The 23388-nt window shown below is 68.9% G+C and carries 19 protein-coding genes and 1 pseudogene; 10 read left to right on the top strand and 10 right to left on the bottom strand.

Going from position 1 to position 23388, the window contains the following annotated elements:
• Window positions 1–64 precede the first annotated feature (64 nt).
• Complete coding sequence (locus HGB39_RS09780) at window positions 65–1576, bottom strand: ATP-dependent DNA ligase (RefSeq protein WP_064079919.1); 1512 nt, start codon at window positions 1574–1576, stop codon at window positions 65–67.
• A 92-nt stretch (window positions 1577–1668) separates the two neighbouring features.
• On the opposite strand from HGB39_RS09780, the pseudogene HGB39_RS09775 reads away from it, so the two are divergent.
• A pseudogene (locus tag HGB39_RS09775) lies at window positions 1669–2875 on the top strand (LLM class flavin-dependent oxidoreductase); the annotation flags it as partial.
• Between the two features lie 15 nt (window positions 2876–2890).
• Here HGB39_RS09775 and HGB39_RS09770 read toward each other — a convergent pair.
• On the bottom strand, window positions 2891–3673 hold the full coding sequence (locus HGB39_RS09770; RefSeq protein WP_043788226.1) for a DUF427 domain-containing protein: 783 nt from the start codon (window positions 3671–3673) through the stop codon (window positions 2891–2893).
• A 44-nt stretch (window positions 3674–3717) separates the two neighbouring features.
• Window positions 3718–4458 carry a DUF998 domain-containing protein gene (locus HGB39_RS09765; protein WP_043788221.1) on the bottom strand — a complete coding sequence of 247 codons (741 nt, stop codon included), beginning with the start codon at window positions 4456–4458 and terminating at the stop codon, window positions 3718–3720.
• A gap of 57 nt (window positions 4459–4515) precedes the next feature.
• On the opposite strand from HGB39_RS09765, the gene HGB39_RS09760 reads away from it, so the two are divergent.
• The 5 genes from HGB39_RS09760 (at window position 4516) to HGB39_RS09740 (ending at window position 11386) form a co-directional block, all read left to right on the top strand.
• Window positions 4516–7425: an FAD-binding and (Fe-S)-binding domain-containing protein gene (locus tag HGB39_RS09760; protein WP_005563529.1), complete on the top strand. Its 2910-nt coding sequence runs from the start codon at window positions 4516–4518 to the stop codon at window positions 7423–7425.
• Between the two features lies 1 nt (window position 7426).
• Complete coding sequence (locus HGB39_RS09755; protein ID WP_064079920.1) at window positions 7427–7855, top strand: pyridoxamine 5'-phosphate oxidase family protein; 429 nt, start codon at window positions 7427–7429, stop codon at window positions 7853–7855.
• A 141-nt stretch (window positions 7856–7996) separates the two neighbouring features.
• Entirely contained in the window at window positions 7997–9592 is a 1596-nt protein-coding gene (locus HGB39_RS09750; protein ID WP_005563533.1) for an FAD-dependent oxidoreductase, read from the top strand.
• On the top strand, window positions 9589–9927 hold the full coding sequence (locus HGB39_RS09745; protein WP_043788228.1) for a 4Fe-4S dicluster domain-containing protein: 339 nt from the start codon (window positions 9589–9591) through the stop codon (window positions 9925–9927). The genes HGB39_RS09750 and HGB39_RS09745 overlap by 4 nt, the downstream gene beginning before the upstream one ends.
• Before the next feature lie 97 nt (window positions 9928–10024).
• Window positions 10025–11386, top strand: coding sequence for an MprF family protein (locus HGB39_RS09740; RefSeq protein WP_043788223.1), 1362 nt, complete (start codon window positions 10025–10027; stop codon window positions 11384–11386).
• 9 nt (window positions 11387–11395) lie between these two features.
• Here HGB39_RS09740 and HGB39_RS09735 read toward each other — a convergent pair whose 3' ends face one another.
• From HGB39_RS09735 to HGB39_RS09725, 3 genes are all read right to left on the bottom strand, one after another.
• The gene (locus HGB39_RS09735) at window positions 11396–11548 is read right to left on the bottom strand and encodes a hypothetical protein (RefSeq protein ID WP_005254109.1); all 153 of its coding nucleotides are present in this window, start codon (window positions 11546–11548) and stop codon (window positions 11396–11398) included.
• Window positions 11549–11673: 125 nt separating this feature from the next.
• Complete coding sequence (locus HGB39_RS09730) at window positions 11674–12084, bottom strand: YybH family protein (protein ID WP_005563539.1); 411 nt, start codon at window positions 12082–12084, stop codon at window positions 11674–11676.
• The gene (locus tag HGB39_RS09725) at window positions 12077–13528 is read right to left on the bottom strand and encodes a purine-cytosine permease family protein (RefSeq protein WP_005563541.1); all 1452 of its coding nucleotides are present in this window, start codon (window positions 13526–13528) and stop codon (window positions 12077–12079) included. Before HGB39_RS09725 ends, HGB39_RS09730 begins: the two co-directional genes overlap by 8 nt.
• Window positions 13529–13649: 121 nt before the next feature.
• Between HGB39_RS09725 and HGB39_RS09720 the strand changes: the two genes are divergently transcribed.
• Window positions 13650–15161, top strand: a complete 1512-nt coding sequence (locus HGB39_RS09720; protein WP_064079921.1) for a PucR family transcriptional regulator — start codon at window positions 13650–13652, stop codon at window positions 15159–15161.
• 3 nt (window positions 15162–15164) lie between these two features.
• Here the strand turns inward: HGB39_RS09720 and HGB39_RS09715 are convergent, their stop codons facing one another.
• The gene (locus HGB39_RS09715; RefSeq protein ID WP_005252717.1) at window positions 15165–16220 is read right to left on the bottom strand and encodes a 2,3-butanediol dehydrogenase; all 1056 of its coding nucleotides are present in this window, start codon (window positions 16218–16220) and stop codon (window positions 15165–15167) included.
• 191 nt (window positions 16221–16411) lie between these two features.
• On the opposite strand from HGB39_RS09715, the gene HGB39_RS09710 reads away from it, so the two are divergent.
• Entirely contained in the window at window positions 16412–17053 is a 642-nt protein-coding gene (locus HGB39_RS09710; RefSeq protein ID WP_054248182.1) for a restriction endonuclease, read from the top strand.
• 66 nt (window positions 17054–17119) lie between these two features.
• Here HGB39_RS09710 and HGB39_RS09705 read toward each other — a convergent pair whose 3' ends face one another.
• Together HGB39_RS09705 and HGB39_RS09700 are read right to left on the bottom strand one after the other, a co-directional pair.
• Window positions 17120–17581, bottom strand: coding sequence for a 6,7-dimethyl-8-ribityllumazine synthase (locus HGB39_RS09705; protein ID WP_005252720.1), 462 nt, complete (start codon window positions 17579–17581; stop codon window positions 17120–17122).
• A gap of 23 nt (window positions 17582–17604) precedes the next feature.
• Window positions 17605–18117 carry an Lrp/AsnC family transcriptional regulator gene (locus HGB39_RS09700; protein ID WP_005252722.1) on the bottom strand — a complete coding sequence of 171 codons (513 nt, stop codon included), beginning with the start codon at window positions 18115–18117 and terminating at the stop codon, window positions 17605–17607.
• Window positions 18118–18255: 138 nt separating this feature from the next.
• Here HGB39_RS09700 and HGB39_RS09695 point away from each other — a divergent pair, with 138 nt between their 5' ends.
• Both HGB39_RS09695 and HGB39_RS09690 read left to right on the top strand, forming a co-directional pair.
• Window positions 18256–21768 carry an indolepyruvate ferredoxin oxidoreductase family protein gene (locus HGB39_RS09695; protein ID WP_310794457.1) on the top strand — a complete coding sequence of 1171 codons (3513 nt, stop codon included), beginning with the start codon at window positions 18256–18258 and terminating at the stop codon, window positions 21766–21768.
• Window positions 21769–21774: 6 nt separating this feature from the next.
• Entirely contained in the window at window positions 21775–22869 is a 1095-nt protein-coding gene (locus HGB39_RS09690; protein WP_005570551.1) for a Glu/Leu/Phe/Val family dehydrogenase, read from the top strand.
• 68 nt (window positions 22870–22937) lie between these two features.
• Here the strand turns inward: HGB39_RS09690 and HGB39_RS09685 are convergent, their stop codons facing one another.
• Window positions 22938–23351 (bottom strand): ester cyclase, encoded by a 414-nt coding sequence (locus HGB39_RS09685; protein ID WP_037203123.1) that lies wholly within the window; start codon window positions 23349–23351, stop codon window positions 22938–22940.
• Between the last annotated feature and the right edge of the window lie 37 nt (window positions 23352–23388).

The following is a 23388-nucleotide window of genomic DNA, read 5'->3' as shown; positions in this document are numbered from 1 at the left end:
CGTCCTTATCTGTGCCGGGGAGGTTACCGCGCACACGCCCGCCACGCAGGTCGAGCGAGCGCAGTCAGCCCGGCAGCAGGGCCCGCACGGCGTCGATGGTGTCGGCGTCGGCGGCGGTCTTGTCGGGGCGGTAGCGCAGGACCCGCGCGAATCGCAGCGCGAGCCCGCCGGGATAGCGCGTGCTGACCTGGACGCCGTCGAGTTCGATCTCCACGACGAGGTCGGGGTGCAGGTACACGGTGTGATCGTCGCGGCTGCGTTCGTGGCGTGGGAATTCGTCCGTCTGCCACTGCAGTAGCGCGTCGGTGAGGCCCTTGAACGTCTTGCCCACCATGATCGGTTCGCCGCCGTCCGGATCCCGCGCACCGAGGTGCAGGTTGGACAGGTAGCCGGTGCGCCGCCCGTAACCCCATTCGGCGCCGAGCACCACCAGGTCGAGTGTGTGCTCCGGTTTCACCTTCTGCCAGGCGCGGCCGCGACGTCCCGCCGCATACGGCGCGGCGAGCGATTTGACCATCACACCTTCGTGACCGGCGGCAAGGGCGTCGTCGAAATGGGTTGCGGCGCCGTCGCTGTCGGGGCGGATCAGTCCGGGGATGCGGTGTTGTGGGGCAACGCGTTCCAGGGCGTCCAGCCGCTCCTCCAACGGCGCGTCGAGAAGATCGACGCCGTCGAGGTGCAGGCAGTCGAAGAAGTAGGGGTGCAGCAGCAGGTCGCGGGCGGACTCGGCGCCGAAGCGGCTCATCGTCTCCTGGAACGGTCGGGGCCGGCCGCTGTCGGTGAGCGCCAGCGTCTCCCCGTCGAACACCGCCGACGTGCAGGGCAGGCCTGCGACGAGTTCGACGAGTTCCGGCACGCTGCCGGTGATCTCGCGCAGGGTGCGGGTGAAGATGTGCACCTCGTCGCCGTTGCGGTGCACCTGGATCCGTGCCCCGTCGAGTTTGTATTCGACGCTGACGTCGCCGTCGAGTTCGGTCCACGCGTCGGTGAGTGATTCGGCAGGGGAGGCGAGCATGGGCCGGACCGGTCGGCCCACCTCCAGCCGGAACGCGGTGAGGGCGTCCACGCCGCCGTCGAACGCCGCGACCGCGGTCGCGGGCAGCCGTCCCGACAGCATGAACGCCCGGCGCACCGGTTCGACGGGAAGGTCGGCGGCCGCCGCGATCGCGTCGGTCATCACCCCCTCCAGCGCACCCTGGCGCAGGTCGCCGGTGAGCAGCCGCAGCAGGAAGTCCCGCTCGTCGGCGGTGGTGCGGGCGAAGAGGTCCGCGAGCAGTTCGCGTCGGCGGGCGGCGGATCCGGAGCCGGAGATCGCGGCGACGGCGGTGACGGTCCCGTCGAGTTCCGACACCGTCACGGACGGCACGTCGGCCGGGGTGGCGGGGATGTCGGCGATCGTCCGCCAGCCGATCCCGATCCGGCCCTGCCGAAGCTCCCCGGACAGCCACGCCACCACCGGTTCCACCTCGGCCGGCTCCAGTTGGGTGAGGACCTCGCGCAGCGCCCCGATCTTCACCTTGCGCGACCGGGTGGCCCCCACGTCCCGGGACGTCGCGACGATCTGCGAGAACAGCACACCCCGACGGTAACCGGAACGTCCCGTGGGCGGTCAGAATCCGCCTGATCGAAACGCTGGGCCGACCCGGCCGTCGTTCCTAGGCTTCGACGATGAGCACCCCACGTCGCCGGCCGCTGAAAACGGTCACGGGAGTCAGCGGCGCCGTGAGCACCTATGCCGCCGCCATCGATCCGCAGCAGTCGACCGTCGCGGCGTCGATCGAGATCGCGAAGATCGCCGAGGCCAACAAGTTCGACGCGCTGTTCGCCGCCGACCTCCTCACTTTCGGGGCGCAGGGCGCGATCGGCGCGCAGGAACCGCTGATCTTCCTGTCGGCGCTCAGTGCCGTGACCTCGCATGTCGGGCTGATCGCGACGGTGACCACCACGTTCCACCACCCCTACAACCTCGCGCGGCTGTTCGGCACCCTCGACCACGTCAGCAACGGTCGCGCCGCCTGGAACGCCGTCACGTCGTCACTGGGCGAGGAGAACTACAGCAACCGCGACCTGCCGAGCCCCGAGGAACGCTACGCCCGCGCCACGGAATCCCTCGAGGTGATCAACGCGCTGTTCGACAGCTGGCGACCCGGGTCACTGACGTCCGACGGTGCCGGGGGAACCACGCTCGACGCCGATCGGGTGCGGCCGATCGACCACGCGGGCACGTACTTCACGGTGAAGGGACCGTTGAACATCCCGCCGCTGCCGCAGCGCCGTCCCGTGCAATTCCAGGCCGGCCAATCCGCGGCCGGCGTGGAACTCGGTGCCCGCTTCGCGGAGGTTGCCTACGGGCTGCCGCTGATCATGAGCTCCTTCCACGCAACCTACGGCGCGTCCGAGGAGGAAGTGCGCCGGCTGGTCCGGGAACAGGAGGAGGCGACGGACCTCGACGCCGGCCGGATCCGGCTGGAGGACATGCTCGGTGGCGACCTCGACCTGTCCGGGCTGCCGCTCGACAAGCCGATCCCGGCCGACATCCTGCCCGACGTCCGGTCGGTGAACCGCCGCCGCGGCCGGGTCGAAATCTTCAGCCGGCTCGCCGCGTCCGGGCGGACCCTGCGCGAGCTGATCATCGCGTCCAAGGACACCGGCCACTGGGCGGTCGCGGGAACACCCGAGCAACTCGCCGATGCCGTCCAGGAACGCTACGACGCGGGCGTCCTCGACGTCATCTCCCTCGGCGGACTCGCCGAGGGAGATGACCCGGGACTTCGTCGTCAACGGCCTGCTGCCCGAACTGCGGCGTCGCGGAATCGTCGGCAACGACTACGTGGGCGGCACGTTCCGGGACAATCTGGAACTACCCCCGCTGCCCCCCTCGGGACTGACGTCAGTTCTCCAGCTCTGTGCCGTCCACGACGATCCGCACGCGGTCGGGGTAGAACGACACGTGGTCGTCGATGCCCGACGCCTCCGCGGTGGTGAACGGGTAGAACCAGGCGGCGTCCTCGACCGGCGCGGAGCCGCCCGACCCGGTGAACGACAGATACGACGCCGTCCCCTTGTACGGGCAGGACGTCCTGGTGTCGGAGGCGGTGAAGAACTCGGACCGCACGTCGATGCGGGGCACGTAGTAGCGCACCGGCAGCGACGTCTCGAACAGCAGTCGCGGGCGGACGGTGTCGGCGACGAGCGTGTCACCGATGAACACCTCGACGTGCCGGGAGGACGGCAGCACGTCGACGCGGACATACGGGTCGCGGGCGTGGACGAACACCTGCTGATCCTCCTCGTACCAGGCGTCCATCCTGTGCCAGTAGAACGCGACGTACGGGCTGAGGTCGAGGGAGTCCTCCAGTTTGGCGTCGTATCCCCACACGGATTGCTCGGCGCGACGGTCGCCGACGACGAGATCCCAGTACCGGGCCTTGCCCTTCCACGGGCAGGTCGTGGTGGCGTCGACGGGCTCGAGGAGGTCGAAGTTCACGTCGTCGCGGGGAATGTAGTAAACGGGCAGGTGCCCCTTCTCGAACAGGTACACCGAACGGGTGGTGTCGGCAACCACCTGACCGCCGAACAACACCCGGATGCGCTTATGATTGGGTTCGATCGAGATGCGGCCGTTCTCCGCGAACTGCTGGGTGGCGGCGGCATGCGTGAGAGCTGTGGACATCACTCCATGGTGCGCCTTCGGCGGCCCGTGCGCCTTTTTGGTAGTCAGGGCGACCGGAACGGCGCACGGGTGCGGAGCGCCGCGACACCGGCGGTCACGACCCACACCGTGAACGGGTAGAGGGCCAGGCGTTCGGTGAGGCCGAACGGTTCGCCGGGGAGGAGGATCGCCGCCGTTCCGACGACCCCGACGAGGCAGCACAGACCGGTCCAGAGCGCGAAGATGCGCCAACGCGGATACAGCGCGATCGCGATGACGATCATCGCGGCGTTGCGGGCGACGAACGTCGGGGTCGCGACCAGTTGGTGCAGATGGGCGTCCACATCGATCGGAACGACTCCCGTCAGGGCCGCACTGACGGCCGCCAGACCGAGCAACGTCAACGCTGCCCGGCGCAGGCGTCCCGGTGGCAGGAACTCGCGAAGGCCCACCGCTCCCGCGAGAATGAGCACCCCGGTCAGCACGAAAGCGCTGTTGATCACTGTGTGCAGCGGTGAGCAGAGCCGGGCGGCCGCGGCCTGGGCCGCGGAGCCGTCGCAGCCCGTGACACCCAGATTGCTGACCGAGTTGGTTCGCACCTCGTACGGCCGCGGCCAGGCGCGCGCGGTCACGACCTCCGCGAGGAAATACAGGGCGATGAGTACCCAGGCCGTGGCTCCGACCCGCACAGCCAACAGTCGCTGGGCGGGTGACGGCGTTCGCACGACGCTCACCCCTCCGAACCGTACCCGGCTCACCGAGTGGATTGTTGACAATCTTCGGGAGCGGCTCGACCATGTAGCCATGGCCGCGCTGACGAGAATTCCGGTAGCTGACTCCGAAGAGACGGGACAGATCGACGCGTGGCTGAGCTGACACGTCCCGCGGCCGACCTGCATGCCGAGCTCGCCGAGCTGGGCATCGACCTCGACATCGGATCGCGGCGGCGCGCCGAATACTCCTTCGACGCCTCCAACTACCGGGTGCCGCCGCTGGCAGTCGCATTTCCGCGCAGCGCCGGCGACGTGGTGACGATCGTCCGGGCCTGCACCGACCGCGGCATCCCCATCACCAGCCGCGGCGGCGGCACGTCACTCGCAGGCAACGCGATCGGCAGGGGAGTGGTACTCGACTTCTCCCGGCACATGAATCAGGTGCGGGCCGTCGACGCGTCCGCCCGAACCGCCGTCGTCGAACCCGGGATCGTCCTGACGGACCTGCAGAAAGACGTGCAACTGGCGACGGACGGCGCGTTCACCTTCGCGCCCGACCCGTCCAGCAAGTCCCGCGCGACCGTCGGCGGTGCGATCGGCAACGACGCCTGCGGCAACCACTCCGTGCGGTACGGCCGCACGTCCGATCACGTCGTCGCGCTCGACCTCGTGACGGCGAACGGGCACCGGCTGACCGCCACCCGCGACGGGCTGCGGGCCACCGACCCGGAAGACTCATCTGCGGTGAGCGAGGCCGAACGGATCGCCGCCGGACTCGACGAGCTGACACAGGAGCATCTCGGCGACTTCCGGCTCGAGCTGGGCCGCATCCCACGACAGGTGTCCGGATTCCACCTCGCGAACCTGTTGCCCGAGAACGGCTTCGACGTGGCCCGCGCCCTGGTGGGAAGCGAGGGGACGTGCGCCGTGATCGTGGCCGCGACCGTCGCGCTGGTGCCGGTGCCGCCCGCGGCCATGCTGCTGTGCCTCGGATATCGCGACCTGGTGGACGCCGCCCGCGACAACGCGCTGATCCTCGCGTACTCGCCCGCCGCGATCGAAGGCATCGACTCGGCGATCGTCGACACCATGCGGCACCTGCGCGGCGCCGACTCCGTTGTCGGGCTGCCCGACGGCGAGGCCTGGCTGTACGTCGACCTCGACGGCGAGGACCTCGCCGAGGTGAAACTGCGCGGGGCCGAACTGGTCTCGAAGCTGCGGGCGGCCGGACGCCTCGTCGACTCACGGGTGGTCGGAGACCCGGCGGAACGTGCGTCGCTGTGGCGGGTACGCGAGGACGGCGCCGGACTGTCGGCCCGCCTCGTCGAGGGCGGCGAATCATGGACGGGCTGGGAGGATTCCGCCGTCGCACCCGACCAGCTGGCCGACTACCTCGTCGACATCAAGGCCCTGCTCGCCGAATTCGGTCTCACCGGTGTGATGTACGGGCACTTCGGCGCCGGCTGCATGCACATCCGCATCAACTTCGACCAGCGCACCGAGGAGGGCCGGGACGTGATGTCGCGGTTCATCCACCGCGCCGCGGAACTGTGCGTGCGGTTCGGGGGATCGATGTCGGGGGAGCACGGCGACGGTCGCGCGCGGTCGGCGCTGCTGCCGATCATGTACACGCCCACCATGATGGCGGCGTTCGCTACGTTCAAACGGCTCTGGGATCCGGCGGCCGTGCTGAACCCGGGCAGTATCGTCGACCCCGAACCGCTGCTGGGCAGCCTGGCCCTCGACGGCGTGAACCCGCGGGCGTGGCAGACCACATTCGACCTCACCCCCACCAGCGACGTCCCCGTCGCACCGTTCGTCCACGCCGTCCAGGGGTGTATCGGAGTGGGCCGCTGCCGGGCGTCGACGGGCGGGGTGATGTGCCCCAGCTTCCGGGCGACCGGCGACGAGAAGGACTCCACCCGCGGCCGGGCCCGCGCCCTGCAGGAGATGGTCCGCAACTCGCCGACCGTCGCCGACGGATGGCGCTCCGAGGACGTCAAGGAATCCCTCGACCTCTGCCTGTCCTGCAAGGCCTGCTCCACCGACTGCCCGGTGGGCGTCGACATGGCCACGTACAAGTCCGAATTCCTCGACCACCACTACCGCGGCCGGGTGCGTCCGCTGTCGCACTACTCCCTCGGCTGGCTGCCGGTGTGGCTGAAGATCGCCGAACGCTCCGCCCCCGTGGTGAATCGGCTCACCGCGGGCCGGCTGGCGAAGGTCGCGGCCAAGCTGGGTGGTCTCACCCCGCACCGGTCGATGCCGGAGTTTGCTTCCCGCAAGCAGATTCGACGCGAGGTCGGGGAGACGTCGCAGAACGGCACCGCGGACGTCGTGGTGCTCGCCGACACGTTCACCCGCGGATTCCGCCCCGAGGTGGTCGGCGCCGCGTCGCGGGTACTCGCCGAGGCGGGCCTCAGCTCGCAGTGCCGCAGCGACGTGTGCTGCGGGCTCACCTGGATCTCCACCGGACAGCTGAAGCAAGCGAAAAAGACGCTCGCCAAGGCGGCCGAACTCCTCGACGACGGCACCGACCGTCCGATCGTCGTTCTCGAACCGAGTTGCGCCGCCGCGTTCCGCAAGGACTTGCCCGAACTCGTCCACACCGACGCCGCCCGCCGCGTCGCCGCCCGCGTGCAGAGCTTCGCCGGCGCGGTCCTCGAGCGCGCACAGGCGGGCTGGACCCCGAGCGCGGCGCTGCCCGAGGACGTCACTGTGCAGACCCACTGCCACGAATACGCCGTGTTCGGCGCGGCCGGTCAGCGGAAGGCGCTGCAAGCGATCGGGGTCGAGCGTGTACGCGAAGCCACCGGATGCTGCGGCGTCGCAGGAAACTTCGGGTTCGAAGCCGACCACTACGACCTCAGCATGCAGGTCGCGGAACAGGCACTCGCCCCCGCACTGCGCGACAGTCCTGAAGACGCAGTCGTGCTGACCGACGGATTCAGCTGCCACATGCAGGTGCGGCAACTCGACCCGACCCGATCGTCGCAACACCTCGCCCAGCTGCTCGACCCCGCACCACCTTCGAAACCCGAACACCAGAGCGGAGACTGACATGTCGCAGTTGTCGATGACCAGTGAACAGCGCGAGAAGTTCCTCGCCGACGTGCACGTAGGGGTGATCGCCGTCGACCGCGACGGACGGGCACCGCTCGCCCTCCCCATCTGGTATGGCTATGAACCCGGCGGCCACGTGTACGTCTGGACCGGTCGCGGCTCGCTGAAGGAGCGGCTGATCCGCGCTGCCGGCCGCTTCAGCCTCGTCGCCCAGGACGAGAAGCCGCCCTACCGGTACGTCAGCGTCGAAGGTCCGGTGGAGTTCGACGAATCACCCACCGCCGACGTCGTCCGCGAACTCGCCACCCGCTACCTCCCCGCCGAGGAGGTCGACAGTTTCGTCGAGCAGTCGTACGACGACAGCGCAATCGTCATCCGAATGCGGCCGGAGCACTGGCTGAGCGTCGACTACGGCAAGGGCGCGTAGCGCCCGTGCGCGGTTGGCGAGTCCCCGGACTCGTTAACCGCTCACGGGCGTTCAGCTCACGCTGATTCTGACGATGGCGGCGCGGGCCGATGTGCGGAAGCGTTGAAGGGTAGTTGTTCCGCCTCGACAGGAGCGCCCTTCATGACCGAACTTCTCGACCTGAGCACCGACGTCGTCGTCATCGGCGGCGGCCCCGCCGGAACGTGGGCGGCGCTGCGCGCACGGCAATCCGGGGCGGACGTCGTCCTCGTCGACAAGGGGTATTGCGGAACCAGCGGCGCCACCGCGCCTTCGGGCACCGGCGTCTGGTACGTCGACCCCGACCAGTCTGCGCGGGCGAAGGCCAAGGCCAGCCGTGAAGCGCTCGGCGGCCATCTCGCCGACCACCACTGGATGGACCGCGTCCTCGACCAGACGTACGCGAACATGAACCTCCTCGCCGAGGAAGGCCGGTACCCGTTCCCCGTCGACCCCGACACCGGCAGGCAGATCCGCACCGGACTCCAAGGGCCCGAATACATGCGGCGGATGCGGGCGTGGGTGAAGAAGGCGGGCGTCCGGATTCTCGACCACTCGCCGGCCCTCGAACTGCTCGTCGACACCGACGGCCAGGTGCGCGGCGCGGCGGGCTACCAGCGCCAGGACGACCGCGACTACCGGATCACCGCGGGCGCCGTCGTGATCGCGAGCGGCGGCTGCGCGTTCCTGTCCCGCGCCCTGGGCACGAACGTCGACACCGGCGACGGCGCGCTGATGGCCGCCGAGGTGGGTGCGACGTTCTCCGGCATGGAGTTCTCCAACGCGTACGCGATCGTCCCGGCCAACTCCACCATCACCAAGACCGCCTACTACGGCTACGCCACGTTCTTCCACGCCGACGGACGGGTCCTCGAGGGCGCCGGCTCCACCAAGGGGCGTTCGGTGATCGCGAAAACGCTGCTGTCCGAGCCGGTGTTCGCCCAACTCGACCGCGCGGACGACGACGTGCAACGCCAGATGCGACTCGGCCAGCCCAACTTCTTCCTGCAATTCGACCGGCGCGGCATCAACCCGTTCACCGACCGCTTCGAGGTCAGCATGCTCGCCGAGGGGACGGTGCGCGGCACCGGCGGCATCGACGTGGGCGACGACACCTGCGCCACATCCGTCCCCGGCCTGTTCGCGGCGGGTGACGCCGCGACCCGTGAACGCATCTGCGGCGGCTTCACCGGCGGCGGCAGCCACAACTCGGCGTGGGCGATGTCGTCCGGCAGCTGGGCGGGCACGGGGGCCGCGCGGTTCGCGCGAACCGAACGTCGGGTCCGGGCGGGCGAACTGCGTCCCGCCGGCCGGGCCGGACTGCGGCCCACGGGGCGGTCGGGGCTGGAGGCATCCGCCGTTGTCGCGGCCGCGCAGGCGGAACTCATCCCGTACGAGAAGAACTACCTGCGGGACGGTGTGCGTGTGCAGGGTGCGCTCGACGAGCTGGAGTCGTTGTGGACGGCGTTGTCGCTGGGGCTCGGCGGCGACTCCGGCGACGAGCGTGTCCGGGCCCGTCAGGCCGCGGCGATCACCGCGGTGGGTCGGTGGATGTACCACTCGACGCTCGCGCGGACGGAAACCCGTGGAATGAGCAAGCGCGCCGACTACCCGGACCTCGATCCGGCGCAGCACCACCACGTGCTCACCGGTGGGCTGGACGACGTGTGGACCTCGACCGGCGCGGCACGCAGTGGGCTGTTGCGGGTGGCCTCGTGATCGAGGTGCTGCTGGCCGAGGCGTGCATCGGCTGCGACAAGTGCGTCGACGCGTGCCCCACCAACGTGTTCGACCGCACCGACACCGGGATCCCCGTGATCGCGCGGCAATCGGACTGCCAGACGTGCTTCATGTGCGAGGCGTATTGCCCGGTCGATGCGCTGTACGTGGATCCGCAGTCCACGCCGCTCGTCGACGGGCAGGACATCCCGGAGGACCACATCGGCCGGTACCGCGAGAAGCTCGGCTGGGGGAAGGGGCGTGCCGCAGGCTCACTCACGGCCATCGGGCCGTCCCTGCCGCACGGGGCACCGCCGCCCAGGCTTCGCCCGTGAGTGCGTAGCGAGTCCAGAGACTCGTCAACCACTCACGGGTGGCGGAGCCGCTAGATTGGAGGCACCGGAACAGTCGTCACCTGGGGCAGGGGTGCGGATGCAGAATTCGAAGTCGACACCGATGACCGTGCCCGGGCTGCGGGTGTACCGGCCCGAATCGCCCGCGGCGCGGATGGCGCTCGTCGGCGCAACCGTCGTGGTCGGCCTCGTGCTCCTGTGGATGGCCGGGCGGTCGGGGCCCGTTCGCACGTGGATGGTGGCGGCCGGAATCGCCGTCCTGCTGGTGGCCCGGGGTCTGCACCTGCGGCGGCCCGTCACCATGACACATTCGGCGGCCGCGGTGCTGTTCGTAGCGGCAGCGGATGTGGCGTACACCAGCGCACATTCGACTCCCGGGTTCCTCCTCCTCGTGGCCACCGGACCCGTCCTGATGCTGCCGGTGCGCAGTGTTCCGCAGCCCGAGGACCGTGCCCGTGTCTTCTCGCTGATCCAGCAGACCACGGACGACCCGTTGTCGCCGTTCGCCCTCAATTCGGCGAAGTCGTACTACTTCAACGCGTCGGGCACCGCGGCGATCGCCTACCGGGCGCGGTCCGGAATAGCGGTCGTCTCCGGCGATCCCATCGGCAACGCGTTCGAATTCGGTGCCCTCCTCGACGAGTTCTCCGAGTTCGCCGCCGAACGTGGTTGGCGCGTCGCGGTGCTCGGCGCGGGGGAGCGCGTCGCCCGGCTGTGGGAGATCGGCGGCGACACCCGGAAGCCGTTGACGGCGGTCCCGATCGGCCGCGACGTGGTGATCGACGTCGGACACTTCACCCTGCACGGCAGAAAGTTCCGCAACCTCCGGCAGGCCGTGCAGCGCACCCACAACGCCGGGCTGACCACCGAGATCGTTCCCGAAACCGCGCTCGACGAACCGACGCGGCGGGAGTTGACGGATATCGTCGACGACGCCCGTGCCGGACATCAGCGCCGCGGGTTCTCGATGATCCTCGACCACCTGCTGGACGGCGCACTCCCCGGTGTTCTTCTCGTCGTCGCCCGCGACTGCACCGGGCGCGCCGTCGCGTTCCAGCGTTACGGCACCGCCGATTCCGCCCGCGAACTGAGCCTCGACGTTCCGTGGCGCGGCGAGGGCGCGCCGAACGGCACCGACGAACGCATGACCGTCGACGTCATCCGGTACGCCGAGCGGACCGGTGCGCGATACGTCTCGCTGTCGTTCGCGGCGTTCCCCGAACTCCTCGACCCCGACGCATCCGGCGCCGGTGCCCGGCTCTTCCGTCGTGTCCTGCATCTCGGCGACGTGCTGATCTCGCTCGAGTCGCTGTATCGCTACCTCGGCAAGTTCCATTCCGTGGGGAACCGGCGCTACGTCCTCCTGCGTTTCCGTTACCTGCTGCCCGTGGCGTTCGCGTGCCTGACGTTCGAGTTCGTGCCGCACCGGGAACGGGCCTGAGGAGCGAGGTCAGAAGTCGAAATTCTTCTCGTTCGTCGCGGTGAGCGCATCGACGACGGCCGCGAGGTCGGTCTTGGAGACGTCCGGGGTCGCCTCCTTCGGTGTCGGTCGCGTCGTCTTGTCCGGTGGGGTCTGGTTCTTGCCGGGCCGTTCGTCCGTCATCTGTGCACCTTCGCGATAGGCCGAGCCGGGCAGGTTTACTGACCAGTACACCGTCGGGCGTCTGCCTCCGCAACTCGACGGGGTCCTGATGTGACGCGGTCCACGTCAAACCAGCTATCGTTCAGCTAACAGGCGGTGATCGACTGGGGCGACAAGTGCTCGTGGACGGCGATCCAGCTCGACTCTTCGCCACGCCGGAACAGGATCGTCTCCCGTTCGTCGAGCTCGACCGTTCCCGTCGAATCCCGCACGGTGGTGCCGACCCGATGCGTCAGCACCGCGACATCCGGGGCCGGGAACGTGACGATCTGCTCGCTGGAGCGGCACGCCAGGACGCGGAACCCGTCCGCCTCCCACTCGGACCACAGGTCGCGGTAGGCCTCGCGACTGGGCAGCGGCACCGGGTGGGTGTAGAAGACGAACGTCGCGTCCGGGCTGAACGCCTCGAAGTAGGCCGTCGTGTCGTGCTCGCCGAATGCCCGGATCAGCGCGTCGATCGCGTGCTGGACGTCTGCTCGCGTCGCCGTGTCAGCCATGAGCCGGGGTCTCCTCGACTGCCAGTGTGGCTTCGCTGTCTTCGATGAACCGTTCCTCGGTGTCGAGGTCCAGCGACCGGGACAGGACCCAGTACACGATCCCGGACACGGCGAGTCCGACCGCGAACGCGACGTCGACGTCACCGAGGGCCGCGGCGATCGGTCCGACGTAGAACGGCAGCACCATGAACGGCACGGACGCGACGATGCCGGCGAAGAAAGCGGTCATGCCCCGCCACGACCACATTCCGTACAGGCCGTCCGGCGTGAACAGGTCGGTGATGGCGTAGTGCCCGCGGCGCACGAAGAAGAAGTCGGTGAGATTGACGGCGGTCCACGGCACGAGGAGGTACAGCATGATCAGCAGCGTCGTGTTCAGGACGGTCGTCGAATCGGTGAACAGCAGGCTCAGCACCAGCCAGACCGCCGCCAGCGCAAGGACGGTCACCACCCGGATCCGGCGGGACGGGGTGACCTTCCGGAAGGAGTCGATGCCGGTGATCACGGTCAGCATGCCGCTGTACGCGTTCAGGCCCATGGTCGCCACCAGCACGAGCGTCGCGACGAGGGCGAGCACGCTGCCGAGGAACGGCACCACCGAGTTGCCGGCGTCGTGGATGCCTGCAAGCGCATCCGTGGCTCCGAGACGGGTGGCCATCCACGCGCCCACCGGGATCAGCCAGACCGGCGAGGCCGAGGCGCCGAGGAACACGGCCGACACGATGGCCGACGTGCGCGTGTTGCGCGGCAGGTACCGCGAGTAGTCCGACACGTACGGCGCGTAGGTGATGTTGTAGGAGGCCGCGACACTGAACTGGGCGATGAACGCCAGCAGGGTGAACCCGCCTGTCGCCGCGCCCGCGTCGCCGCCGGCGTGCCCGAACACGACGCCCCACGTGAGGATGGCCCACAGCGGCAGCGACAGCCAGAACAGCACACGGAACGACAGGTGCAGCAGATCGTGACCGTAGATCGCGAGCAGCGTCGCGACCGCGGTGATCACCACGGCGATGACGGCCGCGTTCCACCCGAAGATGCTGTGCAGGCCCGCCTTGATGATGACGACGTCCACGACGTTGAACCCGACGTACGTGAACAACGTCCCGATCAGCGCGAGGACGACACCGCGATAGCCGAACTGCGCGCGGGACTGCACCATCTGCGGGAGTCCGAGCACCGGTCCCTGCGACGCGTGGAACGCCATGAACAGCGTTCCGAAGAAGATGCCGAGAATGCCCGCGACGACCGTCCAGCCCAACGACAGGCCGAGGGCGGGGCCGACGAAGCCGATGGCCACCGTGAAGGGCTGGAAGTTTCCGACGAACCAGAAGGGGCCCTGGTCGCGGACCTTCCCGTGACGTTCGTCCTCGGGGACGTAGTCGATCGAGCGGGTCTCGATGGTGCCACCGAGGGTCGCGGCGGTGTCGCCGGAGTGATCTGACACTGAAACTCCTAGGAGGTGCTGTGGCTCTGATCACCACTCTGCGCACTGCGCCGCCCCGGCACCAGAGGCGAGATGTACAGTTCGTCTATTACGGTTGGGCAATTCGTACAAGAGGTCGCCGGTGATCACCGTCCAGGACGTCCTGTCGGCTCCCACGCTGCGGCTCACGTCGATGAGCGGGACGGCGGGAGTCGGCAACCCCATCACCGCAGCGCACGTGTCCGAACTGACGCGTCCGCGGGACTGGCTCCAGGGTGGCGAGTTACTGATGACCGTCGGCCTGATGCTTCCCACCACCGAATCCGGGTGCCGCGACTACGTGCGAGATTGCGTCGCGGGCGGGGTCGCCGCACTGTGCCTCGGTCTGGGGCACGGGCTGCCCTACCAGGCGCCACCGGCGCCCCTCGTCGCGGCGGCGCGGGAATTCGGCGTCCCGCTGCTCATCGCCCCCGACTCGGTGCCGTTCATCGCCATCACCAAGTGGATCTTCTCCCGGATCGCCGAGGAGGAGAAACGTGCGCTCGAGGACGCCATCGAACTCAGCTATCAGCTCACCGCGGTCGCGGCCGGACCGTCGCCGCTGAGCGGACTGCTCGACAAATGGCGGTCCGTCAGCGGCTCCCTCTGCGCGGTGCTGGACGCGTCCGGCGGGGTGGTCCAACTCTCCGACGGCGTCGATGCGGCGTTCCTGCAGGACGCCCAGGACCAGGTGGGTCGCTACACCACCCGGGCGAAGGGCTGGACGGCGTTCGGCGGTGCCGGTCGGCGGGAACTCGAACTGCACCCCGTTCGCATCGAGAACCCGCTCGCGTTCGTCGTGCTCGAGCGGTCGGCGGGCAACGCGCTGCGGCACGCGTCCAATGTTCTCGTCTCGCTGCTGTCGCTCGAACTCGAACGGCGTCACGTGGCCGGCGAACCCGAGCGGCAGCGGCGGGCGGCGGCGCTGGCGCAGCTGCTCAGACCCGGCCTCCGGAGGGAGCGCGCGCACCAGATCGCGGCCGGCATCGGGCTGTCCCGCGACCCCCTGCAGATCGCCGTCGTGCGCTCCACTCCCGAGGCGGTGGCCGACCTGACCGTCCGGATCGGTTCGGCCCTCCCGGATTCCGTCCTGAGACAGCGCAACTCGGACATCGAGATCGCGCACCCCGAGGTCGCCGGGCTGGCGGACCTGCTGTCGGGCGTGGCAGAGGGATGCGCGATCGGGATCGGTGCGCTGGTTCCCGTGGACGCGCTGGCCGTGTCGGCGATGCAGGCGCGATCCCTCGTCGCCGTCAGCGCCCGACTGGGCCGCGCTGTCGACGCCAAGGAAGGGGAGACCGTCCAGTTGCTGCTCCGACTCGGCTCGGCCGACGTGCTCAGCGGCTTCTCCACCGCCGTCCTCGCACCCCTCGATCAGCTCGAGCCACGCGAACGCGTCGAACTCCAGCGAACGCTCGAGGAATGGCTGCGAGCCAACGGGGCATGGGACCCCGCGGCGGCAGCCCTCTCCGTGCACCGCAACACCGTCCGGAACCGGATCGACAAGATCGCGGCACTGACCGGGCGGAACCTCGACCAGGCCGACGACCGCATGGAGCTGTGGCTGGCGCTCAAGGCCAGGGCGGTGACACCGTCTTCGGACGAACCCGACTGACGGTCACGCCCGGACCAGGATCTTCACCGCCGTGTCATTGTGCTCGATCAACGTCGTGAGGCCCTCCGAGACCAGGTTGTCGAGTTCGATCCGCCCGGTGATGAACGGGGCGAGGTCGATCACGCCGCTGCGCACCATCTCGATCACCGCCTCGTGATCGCGGACGTACGCGATGGTGCCGCGCAGGTCGATCTCCTTGAGGACGAGCTTCTGCATGTCGACCGTCGCGGGCTTGCCCCAGATCGACACGTTCACCACCACGGCTGCGGGCCGAACGGCGTCGAGGATGGTGTCGAGGACGACGTCGACCCCGGCACACTCGAACCCGAGATCGGCGCCGACACCGTCGGTCAGCTCGAGCACCCGGGCCTTCACGTCCTCCGACGACGGGTCGATCACGTGATGCGCGACGCCGCTGGACAGCGCCTTCTGCTTCCGGGCGTCACTGAGTTCCGTGACGATCGTGGTGACACCCAGACCCTTCAGCACCGCGGCCACGAGGAGTCCGATCGGCCCCGCACCGCCGACCAGCGCGACGTCGCCGGCCTTGGCCCCGCTGCGGACGACCGCATGGTGCGCGACGCTGAGCGGTTCGATCAGGGCTGCCTCGTCGAGCGGGATGTCGCCGATCTTGTGCACCCACCGGCGGTCGACCACCACCTTCTCGCTGAGTCCTCCTCCGCCACCGGCCAATCCGATGAAACCCATCTTCGTACACAGGTGGTAGTTGCCTGCCTTGCAGGACGCGCACTCGTTGCACACGAAGTACGGCTCCACCACCACGTTGTCGCCCACGGCGACATCGGTGACGCCCTCACCGACCTCCTCCACCGTGCCGGAGAACTCGTGGCCCATCGTCACCGGCGCGTTCTCGTGCGAGAGCGGATGCGGATGTCCCGGCGGGGAGATGAAAATCGGGCCCTCCAGGTACTCGTGCAGGTCGGTGCCGCAGATGCCGCACCACGCGACCCGGAGTTTCACCGCGCCCGGCCGCAATTCCGGCTCCGGGATGTCGTCGATCCGGATGTCGCGTCGCCCGTGGAAGCGTGCTGCCCTCATGTATCCGCCCTCACTACGTTGTGAACGTGCTGATTCGGGGAACGGTACGGTCGCGCGGCCGGGAGCGGGAAGAGTTGCAGTGTGTTGCAATTCGATGGCGCCGGTGTGACGTTCACCGGCGGATAGCTGGTTTCGCCCGATCTGCGGGTACCTTCGAGGGGAAAGACTGGTTCGATCTGGGGGAGTGAGGCATGGCACGCATACGCACGGCGGCTGAAGCTGAAATCAACGCCGCCGAGCAGATGCAGAAGCTCGGCTACGGCGACGCCACAGCGCTACTCGGAGGCGCGGACGGCGGCATCGACGTCTACTCGTCACGCGCATACGCGCAGGTGAAGTGGCGTGGCGGCAGTGCAGGCAAGTCGGACCTCGCGAACCTCTACGACACCCGCGGAACCAGCCACGCCCGGAAACTCCTGTACTTCTCCGGCCCCGGATACACCGACGAGGCCGTCGACTACGCGGACGCGGTGGGTATCGCCCTGTTCCGGTGCGAGCCCGACGGCGAAACCCCGCCGGTCGGCGCCCACGCCCCGACACTGGTGGCCGCCGCGCGTAACTCGACGGTTGCCGTGGCCCCGTCCCCGCCGCCCCCACCCGAGCCCGAATCGCCGGCGCGCATCGTCGCCCGCAACGCACGGGCGATGGTCGCAGGCTTCTTCGGCGCGCACTGGCGACTCCTCGGCGCCGTCGTCTGCACGATTGTCCTCATGATCGCCCCCTTCGGCGAAGGGAACGTCGGGCTCCGCGTGTTCGCGACCATCCTCGCCGTCGTCGGCGCGCCCGTGTTCTGGCTCCTCTACGTCCAGCACCGGCACGCGAACGACCGGTAAGACGAGAAACCACCGTCAGCATGTACTGACGGTGGTTTCTCGTATCGGGTTCGGAGTGGGCGAATCTCAGTTCGCGGTCGGGAGCGACTTCAGCGACGTGACGGTGGCGACGCAGGCGCGAGCGGCCTCGGCGCCCTTCTTCACGAAGTGATCGTGGAAGTAGTTGAGGTGCTCGTCGTGCTCGTGGAAGTGGTGCGGCGTCAGCACAACCGAGAACACCGGCACATCCGTGTCGAGTTGCACGCGCATGAGGCCGTCGATCACCGCGGTCGCGACGAACTCGTGCCGGTAGATGCCACCGTCCACGACGAGCGCGGCGGCGACGACGGCGTCGTAACGGCCGGTGAGGGCGAGGCGGCGTGCGTGCAGCGGGATCTCGAACGCGCCCGGCACCTCGAAGAAGTCCAGTTCGTCCTTCGAATACCCCAGCGTGTTCACCTCATCGGTGAAGCCCTCGCGTGCGCGGTCGACGATGTTGCGGTGCCACGTGGCCTGGATGAACGCGATTCGTCCCTGACTCTCACTCATGGTCTGAAACTACTGCACCGGAGCTAGCGCTGTGAACGGGGCAGTGCCGTGGACCGGCCCCACCCGGAGTCGTCGGTGAGGTGCTCGAGCAGCGGCTGAATCCGGTACGGCAGCGGGCTGGTCAGCGCGATGGTGGTGGTCGAATGCGTGATGCCGGGCAGGTTCGCGATCTTCTCCAGCAACTTCTGCAGCTCCGCGTGCGTGGACGTGGCCACCCGCACCAGCAGGTCTTCGCGGCCGGTGGTCGCGTGGATCTCGATGACCTCCGGCAGGTCGACGAGGCGGTTGCCGACGGCGGTGAGCTTGCCCTGTTCGAGTTCGAGCCCGACGAACGCCTGGATGGGAATCCCGACCTCGGCGAGGTCGAGGTTGGGGCGGAAGCCGGTGAGCAGTCCGCTGGTCTCCATGCGCTTCATCCGGGACTGCACGGTGTTGCGGGCGACGCCCAGCGAGTTGGCGAGTTCGGCCACGCTCATGCGTGAGTCCTTGCCGAGCAGTCCGAGCAACTGCACGTCGAGCTTGTCGATGCTGAGCACTTTGGGTACCTCCGGGAAGTGACGACCGTCACCTGTTGCGTGAACTGATCAGTTGATCCGATTTGCGTTGACCAAATCTTAGACCAGATACAGGATCAAGCTCACGAAATGCTCAACGCGACGGATCGGGAATCGCAGATGACTCAGCTAGACGACGCTCGCACCAGTGCAGCATCCTTTGATCTCGCCGACCGATACCGGGCCGACTCGGGCCCGGTGTTGATGACCGGTGTCCAGGCCATCGCCCGCCAGCTGGTGGAGCAGCACGAACGCGACCGCCGCGCGGGACTGAACGTCGCGACGTTCGTCTCCGGCTACCAGGGCAGCCCCCTCGCCGGCCTCGACCGCACCATCGCCGCCATCCCCACGTTGAGCACCGACCACGACGTGAAGTTCGTGCCCGGCATGAACGAGGAACTCGCCGCGACCTCCGTCTGGGGCAGCCAGGTCGACCTCCCGCAGGGCGAGCGCACCCACGACGGCGTCGTCGGCGTCTGGTACGGCAAGGGTCCCGGCCTCGACCGCGCCAGCGACTCCATCCGGCACGCCGCCATGTACGGCGCCAACGCCCGCGGCGGCGTCCTCGTCCTCGTCGGCGACGACCCCAACGCCAAGTCCTCCACCATCCCCTGCGCCAGCGAGCGGTCCATGGCCGCGATGGGCATGCCCGTGTTCTTCCCGCGCAACGCCGAAGAGGTCATCACGTTCGGCCTCTACGGTGTGGCGCTGTCGCGGATCTCCGGCTGCTGGTCGGGCATGAAGATCGTCGCCGACGTGGCCGACGGACTGTGGACCCTCGACCGGAACTTCGCCGACCTCGACATCGTGCTCCCCGAGATCGAGTGGAACGGCAAGCCGTGGTCGTACCGGCAGCGCGTGCTCGCGTCCCCGCCCGACAGTGTCTACGCCGAGGCCGACCTGTACGGGCCGCGCTGGGCGATGGTCGAGGCGTTCAACGCCGCCAACGAGATCGACAAGATCGAGGTCAACCCGCGCACCGCGTGGCTGGGCATCGCCGCCGTCGGCACCGCCTACGACTCGCTGCGCCAGGCCCTGCTCGACCTCGGGCTCGGCGACTCCCAGCTCGAGGACGCCGGCATCCGCATCCTCCGCATCGGCATGCCCTACCCCCTGGGCGCCGACAAGGTTCGCGAACTCGCCGACGGCGTCGAGCAGGTCCTCGTCGTCGAGGAGAAGATGCCGTTCGTCGAATCGCAGCTCAAGGACATCCTCTACGGCGGCGCCAGTGCGCCCGCGGTGCTGGGGAAGAAGAACACGCAGGGCAAGAACCTGATCCCCGTCGACGGTGAACTGACCGCCGCCCGTCTCACCGGACCGTTGCGCCGCGTCCTGAAGGACCGGGTCGCGCTGACGCCGGCCCCACCGCCGCGCCTCGAGCTGACCGTCCTCCCGACGTCGCGCACCCCGTACTTCTGCTCCGGCTGCCCGCACAACCGCTCCACCGCGGTGCCCGAGGGATCGATCGCGGGCGGCGGCATCGGCTGCCACACGCTGGTCACGATGTCCGGTCGCACCGACAGCGCCGTCACGATGCTCACCCAGATGGGCGGCGAGGGCGCGCAGTGGATCGGGCAGGCCCCGTTCAGCGACGTCAAGCACATGTTCCAGAACGTCGGCGACGGCACCTACTTCCACTCCGGTCAGCTCGCCGTGCAGGCGTGCGTCGCCGCCGGCGTCAACATCACGTACAAGGTGCTCTATAACTCCGCCGTCGCGATGACCGGCGCGCAGGACGCCGAGGCCGGGCTGACCGTGCCGCAGCTGACCCACAAGCTGGCGTCCGAGGGCGTCAAGCAGATCATCGTGTGCGCCGAGGATCCCAAGCGGCACAAGGGCGCCCACTTCGCCGCCAACACGCTGCTGTGGGACCGGACCCGGCTCGACGAGGCGCAGCGCGTCCTGCGCGACATCGAGGGTGTCACCGTGCTGATCTTCGACCAGCAGTGCGCCGCCGAGGCCCGCCGCAAGCGCAAGCGCGGCAAGCTGCCCGCCCGCCGCACCCGCGTCGTCATCAACGAGGCCGTCTGCGAGGGCTGCGGCGACTGCGGCGTCAAGTCCAACTGCCTGTCCGTGCAGCCCGTCGACACCGAATTCGGCCGCAAGACCAAGATCGACCAGACCAGCTGCAACACCGACTACTCCTGCCTCGAGGGCGACTGCCCGTCGTTCGTGACGGTCGAGCTGCCCGAGGAAGGCGCGCCGAAGACGTTGCGCGAGATCCCGGTTCCGCCGGAGGTCGGCGACCCCGATCCCGCCGTGTGGACCGGAACGCACAACCTGTTCATGGCCGGTGTCGGTGGTACCGGCATCGTCACCGTCAACCAGGTGCTGGGCATGGCCGCGCTGCGCGCCGGGCTGCACGTCGAGGGACTCGACCAGACCGGTCTCAGCCAGAAGGCCGGACCCGTCACGTCGCACCTGCGGCTCAGCGATCAGAAGACGCGGTCGGGGAGCTCGGCGCCGTCCAACCGGATCAGCCCCGCGACCGCCGACTGCGTCCTCGCATTCGACCTGCTGACCGCGGCCGACGCCAAGTACGCCGGCTTCGGCAGCTCCGACCGCACCATCACCGTCGCGTCGACCAGCCAGACCCCGACCGGCGACATGGTCTACGACCCCGCCGTCCGCTACCCGGAGGAGGACAAGCTGCTCGAGCGTCTCGACGTCTCGGCCCGCGAACTGACCGCGATCGACGGACTCGCCGCCGCCACCGCACTGTTCGGTAGCACCGCCGCCGCCAACTTCCTGCTGGTCGGCGCGGCCTACCAGGCCGGCGGACTGCCCGTCCCCGCACGGTTCATCGAGGAGGCCCTCGAGATCAACGGGGTGGCCGTCGAGTCCAACAAGGCCGCGTTCCACTGGGGACGCGTCGCCGTCGCCGACCGGGAGGCCTTCCTGGCCGCCACCAGCTCGGCCGCCGTGGCTCAGCGCAGCGACACCGTCGTCCCGACGCACCTGTTCGCCGGATCCACCCTCGACGGCACGACGCTCGAACTCACCGAACGCCGCGCCGCGAACCTCGTTGCGTTCCAGGGTGACCGCGTCGCCGCCCGCTACATCGCCCTGGTGCAGCAGGCATGGGACGCCGAGCGCGAGCTGGGCAGCCGGACCGAGTTCAGCGAGGCCGTCGCCGCCGGCCTGCACAAGCTCACCGCCTACAAGGACGAATACGAAGTGGCCCGGATGCTCACCGACCAGGCGTTCCTCGACGCCGCCGCCGGCGAGGTCCCCGGCGCGGGCAAGCTCACCTACAAGCTGCACCCGCCCGTCCTCAAGGCCATGGGCCGCAAGACCAAGATCGGTTTCGGCCCCCGCTCGCACGTCGCGCTCAAGACCCTCGCCAAGGCGAAGTTCCTGCGCGGCACCGCGTTCGACCCGTTCGGCTACGCCAAGGTCCGTCGTCTCGAGCGTCAGCTGCTCGCGCACTACGAGACCACGGTGGCCGGCCTCGTCGCCGACCTCTCCGCCGACACCTACGACACCGCAACGCTGATCGCCGCGACCCCCGACCTCGTCCGGGGCTACGAGGACGTGAAGCTGCGCAACGTCACCGTCTACCTCCAGCGTCTCGCCGAACTCGGCGTCGACACCTCCACCATCACGATTGCCACCACTCCGGAAAGGTCCTGAGAAGACATGACTCTCACCGCGGAACGTCACGACACCGCACTGCCCGAAAACGCTGGAGTGTTCGAGCGCACCGATTTCCCCACCGACACCGCCCACGAGCAGGTGACGTTCTTCCAGGACCCCGCCACCGGGCTCAAGGCGATCGTCGCGATCCACGACACCACCCTCGGACCGGCGCTCGGCGGCACCCGCTTCTACCCGTACGCCGACGAGGCCGCCGCGCTCAAGGACGTGCTGCGCCTGTCGCGGGGCATGACCTACAAGTCGGCGATCGCCGGAGTCGACCTCGGCGGCGGCAAGGCCGTCATCATCGGCGACCCCGCCACCGGCAAGTCGGAAGCGCTGCTCGAGGCGTACGCCCGCTTCGTCCAGACGCTCGGCGGCCGGTACATCACCGCCGGCGACGTGGGCACCAACTCCGACGACCTCGACGTGATGGGCCGCGCCACCGACTACGTCGTCGGACGCAACACGTCCGCCGGCGGGTCCGGCGACAGCGCCCCGATGACCGCCCTCGGCGTGTTCCAGGGGATGCGCGCCGCCGCCCAGGCGAAGTGGGGCACCCCGAGCCTCGCCGGCCGCACCGTCGGCGTCGAGGGCACCGGCAAGGTCGGCTACCAGCTGATCAAGCTGCTGCTCGCCGACGGCGCATCGGTGGTCGCCACCGACGTCGACGCCGCCGCACTCGACCGCGTCGCCCGCGACTTCCCCGAGGTCAAGATCGCGTCCACCGTCATCGACCAGGAACTCGACGTCTACGCACCCTGCGCGATGGGCGCCACGCTCACCGACGAGTCCGTCGCCGCGATCACCGCCCAGGTGATCTGCGGGGCCGCGAACAACCAGCTCGCCCACCCCGCGGTCGAGCACGACCTCGGCGAACGCGGCATCACCTGGGTGCCCGACTACGTCGCCAACGGCGGCGGACTCATCCAGGTCGCCGGCGAGCGGCTCGGCACGTCCGCCGACGACGTCCGCGCGCAGGTCGAGAAGATCTTCGCCACCGTCGTGCAGATCCTCGACGTCGCGAAGCGGGACGGCATCCTCGCCGGCGCCGCAGCCGACGCCGTCGCCGAGGCCCGGATCGCGGTAGCCAAGTAGGCGGCTCCGCCGCCCGTGAGTGGTTAGCGAGTGCCTGCACTCGTTAACCACTCACGGGCGCGAAGCGCCTAGGCCGTCAGCCGCCGGTGCAGTTCCCAGGCATTGCGCTCGACGCGGTTGGATTCGAGCATCCCGTCGGCCCGGACGTTCCACACCGCGGTACCCGTCAGATGGATCGGTTGCCCGTCCGGTTCGGTGCCCATGAATCCGCGATTGCGGCCGGTCATTTCCCACAGCGACGCGACGCGGGAACCGTCCTCGTTCTGGAACGTTTCGACGGGGATGAACTCCAGATCCTCGACGGTCGACTGAAACTTCAGCACCCATTCCTTGAAGGTGTCGCGGCCGCGGATGGCCTCCCCACCGGTGACGATGACGAAATCGTCGACGACGAGCTCGTCGATCGCGTGGGGATCCTGGGGTGACTGCCACACCCGGGCCCAGAAATTCTCGACTGCGTGAACTCCGTGTTGTACAGACATGGTTGCCTTGCCTCTCACTAACTTGGAATTTCCAAGT

It is taken from the genome of Rhodococcus opacus (genome assembly GCF_012396235.1).
Taxonomy (GTDB): domain Bacteria; phylum Actinomycetota; class Actinomycetes; order Mycobacteriales; family Mycobacteriaceae; genus Rhodococcus_F; species Rhodococcus_F opacus.
Note: the sequence above shows the minus strand (reverse complement) of the source record. Positions and strands in the feature narration are given on the sequence as shown.

Bases quoted from the DNA above. Each gene is read 5' to 3' on its own strand.
- HGB39_RS09755 (WP_064079920.1), top strand. From the start codon at position 7,427: ATGTCGCAGTTGTCGATGACCAGTGAACAGCGCGAGAAGTTCCTCGCC.
- HGB39_RS09770 (WP_043788226.1), bottom strand. From the start codon at position 3,673: ATGTCCACAGCTCTCACGCATGCCGCCGCCACCCAGCAGTTCGCGGAG.
- HGB39_RS09710 (WP_054248182.1), top strand. From the start codon at position 16,412: ATGGCACGCATACGCACGGCGGCTGAAGCTGAAATCAACGCCGCCGAG.
- HGB39_RS09765 (WP_043788221.1), bottom strand. From the start codon at position 4,458: ATGGCTACATGGTCGAGCCGCTCCCGAAGATTGTCAACAATCCACTCG.
- HGB39_RS09705 (WP_005252720.1), bottom strand. From the start codon at position 17,581: ATGAGTGAGAGTCAGGGACGAATCGCGTTCATCCAGGCCACGTGGCAC.
- HGB39_RS09685 (WP_037203123.1), bottom strand. From the start codon at position 23,351: ATGTCTGTACAACACGGAGTTCACGCAGTCGAGAATTTCTGGGCCCGG.
- HGB39_RS09750 (WP_005563533.1), top strand. From the start codon at position 7,997: ATGACCGAACTTCTCGACCTGAGCACCGACGTCGTCGTCATCGGCGGC.
- HGB39_RS09730 (WP_005563539.1), bottom strand. From the start codon at position 12,084: ATGGCTGACACGGCGACGCGAGCAGACGTCCAGCACGCGATCGACGCG.
- HGB39_RS09715 (WP_005252717.1), bottom strand. From the start codon at position 16,220: ATGAGGGCAGCACGCTTCCACGGGCGACGCGACATCCGGATCGACGAC.
- HGB39_RS09690 (WP_005570551.1), top strand. From the start codon at position 21,775: ATGACTCTCACCGCGGAACGTCACGACACCGCACTGCCCGAAAACGCT.
- HGB39_RS09695 (WP_310794457.1), top strand. From the start codon at position 18,256: ATGACTCAGCTAGACGACGCTCGCACCAGTGCAGCATCCTTTGATCTC.
- HGB39_RS09735 (WP_005254109.1), bottom strand. From the start codon at position 11,548: ATGACGGACGAACGGCCCGGCAAGAACCAGACCCCACCGGACAAGACG.
- HGB39_RS09740 (WP_043788223.1), top strand. From the start codon at position 10,025: ATGCAGAATTCGAAGTCGACACCGATGACCGTGCCCGGGCTGCGGGTG.